The organism is Dankookia rubra, from assembly GCF_004355005.1.
Taxonomy (GTDB): Bacteria; Pseudomonadota; Alphaproteobacteria; order Acetobacterales; family Acetobacteraceae; genus Paracraurococcus; species Paracraurococcus ruber_A.
Map to the genome: position 1 here is coordinate 1 of NZ_SMSJ01000227.1, position 2,412 is coordinate 2,412.

The window sequence follows — 2,412 nt, forward strand, 5'->3', positions numbered from 1 at the left end:
CGGGCCGCCGCCCGGGGGTGCCGCCTGTCCCTGCATCTGGCCGCCGCCGGTCGATCGCCCGGCTGCGGCGGGAGGAAGCCCGCCGCGAGGCGGCCGAGCGCGCGCGCGAGGCGGCCGCAAAGGCGCGCGAGGCGGCGCAAGCCAGGGCCGAGGCCCGCGAGGCGGCGCGCCAGGCAAGCCGCGGCCACGCCCCGGAACGCCCGCCCGAACGGGTCCAGGACGCCGCCGCCCGCCCCGCCTCGCCCGATCCCCCGACGCCGCGCGGTGCCCGCCCCATGCCGGCCGCCGGCCAGGTCGCGCGGGAATTCGGCGCCGCCGGGGAAGGCGGCGCGGCGCGGGGGATGACCCTCTCCGCCCTGCCCGGCGCCCGGGTGGTCAGCCCCTGCGGCGGCAAAGTCGTGTTCGGTTCATCCTTCCGAAGCTATGGCCTGCTGTTGATTGTGGATTGCGGCGACGGCTACCATTTCGTGCTGGCCGGGCTCGACCGGCTGGACGCCTCCCCGGGGCAGCGCGTGCTGGCCGGGGAGCCGGTTGGCCAGCTTGGCGCCGCCGACAAGGCCGGGGACAAGGCTGGCGAAAGAAGCGGCCGGGTTCCGCTCTATCTGGAGCTGCGCCGCCACGGGCAGCCGGTGGACCCCCGGAATTGGTTTGCCGCCAGGGGTTGAGGCCGCCAAGGTCGACGCCGAGCCTGGACGCACTACATCGATTGATCGCGGCCCGCCGGGCCGCCTCGCAGGGACAGACGGTGGCCGCATGAAGCGCAGGGTTCGGACGGTGGCGGCAGTGGCCGGGGCCTTCATGGCCGGGGTCGTGGTCGGCCCCATGGTGGCGGCCTGGGCCCAGGACGGCGGCCGGGCGGATACCTATCGCCTGCTCAACCTGTTCGGCGACGTCTTCGAGCGCGTCCGCGCCGAATATGTCGAGCCGATCAACGACCGCGACGCGGTCGAGAACGCCATCAACGGCATGCTCACCGGGCTCGACCCGCACAGCTCCTACCTGAACCAGCGCTCCTACCGCGACATGCAGGTGCAGACCCGCGGCGAGTTCGGCGGCCTCGGCATCGAGGTGACGCAGGAGAACGGCTACATCAAGGTGATCTCGCCGATCGACGAGACCCCCGCCGCCCGCGGCGGCGTCAAGGCCGGCGACCTGATCACCCACCTCAACGGCAATTCCGTGCAGGGCCTGACCCTGCAGGAGGCGGTCGAGCAGATGCGCGGCGAGCGCGGCACCTCGCTCAAGATCACCATCCGGCGCGAGGGTGCCGACCGGCCGATCGAGCTCTCCCTGACCCGGGAGGTGATCCGCCCGCAGGTCGTCCGCTTCCGGCTCGAGGGCAACGACATCGGCTATGTCCGGCTGACCTCCTTCAACGAGCAGACCGATGTCGGCCTGCGCCGGGCGATCCAGACCATGCGGCAGCAGGCCGGCCAGGCCGGGCTCAAGGGCTTGGTGCTCGACCTGCGCAACAACCCGGGCGGGCTGCTGGACCAGGCGGTGCAGGTCTCGGACGAGTTCCTCGACCAGGGCGAGATCGTCTCGACCCGCGCCCGCCGGCCCGAGGATGCGCAGCGCTGGAACGCCAAGTCCGGCGACATCGCGCAAGGGCTGCCGCTGGTGGTGCTGATCAACGGCGGCTCGGCCAGCGCCTCCGAGATCGTCGCCGGCGCGCTGCAGGACCACCGCCGGGCCATCGTCCTCGGCGTGAAGTCCTTCGGCAAGGGCAGCGTGCAGACCGTAATGCCGATCCCCGGCAACGGCGCCATCCGGCTGACCACCGCGCGCTACTTCACCCCTTCGGGCCGCTCGATCCAGGCCACCGGCATCGAGCCGGACATCGAGGTGCTGGCCCAGCGCCAGGAGGCCACCGCCTCCATCCCGCGCGAGCGCGAGGCCGACCTCCGCCGCGCCCTGCGGAACGAGGGCGGCGTGCAGCAGCCGGCCGGCGCCGCCATCCCGAAGCTGGAACTGCCCCCCGGCATCGCCGAGAAGGTCAGCCGCCTGCCGCCGGACGGTGCGCCGGCCTTCGACCCGACCAAGCCGGAGACCGACTTCCAGCTGCAGCAGGCGACCCAGCTGCTGCGCAACCTGGCCGCGGTGCAGACCCCGTCCCGCCGCGCCGCGTCGCGCTGACGGACAACCGGGCCGCCAAGCCTTGCGCCCTTGGGCCTTGCCTCTTCGGGCCTTCTCGGTGGACGGGACCATGATGGGCGGCTACCCGGCGGCGGCCAGGCGGCTGCTGTCCGGCTGGCGCGGGCTCGGGGTTTTCTGGGCCCTGGTGCTGGCGCTGCTCGGCGGCGGCGCCGGGGTGCTCGCCTGGCTCGGGCCGCCCCCGGCCCCGCCCGCGGTCGCCGAGGCGAGACGGTCGGCCTGGTCGGCGAGTCCGGCAGCGGCAAGACCACCCTCGGC

3 protein-coding genes are annotated in these 2,412 nt (G+C 74.0%); all 3 read left to right on the forward strand.

The annotated features are described in order from the left end of the window. Positions 1-665, forward strand: a 665-nt coding sequence (locus E2C06_RS36110; RefSeq protein ID WP_165982910.1) for a murein hydrolase activator EnvC family protein, incomplete at its 5' end; no start/stop codon positions are given. A gap of 88 nt (positions 666-753) precedes the next feature. Then, entirely contained in the window at positions 754-2,136 is a 1,383-nt protein-coding gene (locus E2C06_RS36115) for a S41 family peptidase (protein WP_133293339.1), read from the forward strand. 70 nt (positions 2,137-2,206) lie between these two features. Next, a partial coding sequence (locus E2C06_RS36120) for a hypothetical protein (protein ID WP_456305208.1) occupies positions 2,207-2,412 on the forward strand: 206 nt, incomplete at its 3' end.